The organism is Rhizobium sp. 01L419 (assembly GCF_056400025.1).
In genome coordinates this window covers 1-991 of the sequence record NZ_JBFTSM010000055.1, presented here as the reverse complement: position 1 = coordinate 991, position 991 = coordinate 1, and the positions used below count along the sequence as shown (strand labels likewise).

1 protein-coding gene is annotated in these 991 nt (G+C 64.3%); it reads right to left on the bottom strand.

Annotated features, from left to right (window positions below; genetic code table 11):
• Nucleotides 1–991 (bottom strand): acetyl-CoA C-acetyltransferase (locus AC1DUP_RS36755; protein WP_477837377.1); only part of this gene is annotated, 991 nt, incomplete at both ends.

The following is a 991-nucleotide window of genomic DNA, read 5'->3' as shown; positions in this document are numbered from 1 at the left end:
GCCTCGAAGCACATGGCGACACCCATGCCGCCGCCAATGCATAATGTGGCAAGACCTTTCCTGGCGCCGCGGCGCTTCATCTCGAAAAGCAGCGTGTTGAGGACGCGTGCGCCCGACGCACCGATCGGATGACCGATGGCGATCGCGCCGCCGTTGACGTTGACGATGGCAGGATCCCAGCCGAGATCCTTGTTGACGGCACAGGCCTGGGCCGCGAAGGCCTCATTGGCTTCGACGAGGTCGAGATCGCCGACGGACCAGCCGGCCTTTTCCAGCGCCTTGCGGGAGGCCGGGATCGGGCCGGTTCCCATGAGCTGCGGATCGACACCGGCAGTTGCCCAGGAAACGATGCGGGCAAGCGGCTGGATACCGCGCCGGGACGCTTCCGCTTCGCTCATCAGCACGGCCGCGGCAGCACCATCGTTGAGGCCGGAGGCATTAGCCGCCGTCACCGTGCCGTCCTTGTCGAAGGCGGGCCGGAGTTTGGCCATCGCCTCCATCGTGGCACCGTGGCGGATATATTCGTCTGCATCGACGGTCAGGTCACCCTTGCGAGCTTGAATGACGTAGGGAATGATTTCGTCCTTGAAGCGGCCGGCCTTCTGCGCGGCCTCCGCCTTGTTCTGCGAACTCACTGCGAACTGGTCCTGGTCGTCGCGTGAAAGCTGCCACTGGCGCGCGATATTTTCTGCGGTGATACCCATATGATAGCCGTAGAAGGCGTCGGTCAGACCGTCCTTGATCATKGTRTCGATCATCTTCATGTCGCCCATCTTCACGCCGCCGCGCAAATGCGCTGCATGCGGCGCCATCGACATGGATTCCTGGCCGCCGGCGACGACGATCTTCGCATCGCCGAGCGCGATCTGCTGCATGCCGAGGGCAACGGCGCGCAGGCCGGAACCGCAGAGCTGGTTGACGCTCCAGGCTGTCGCTTCCTTGGGAACGCCGGCCTTCATCGCCGCTTGGCGAGCCGGGTTCTGGCCTTCGC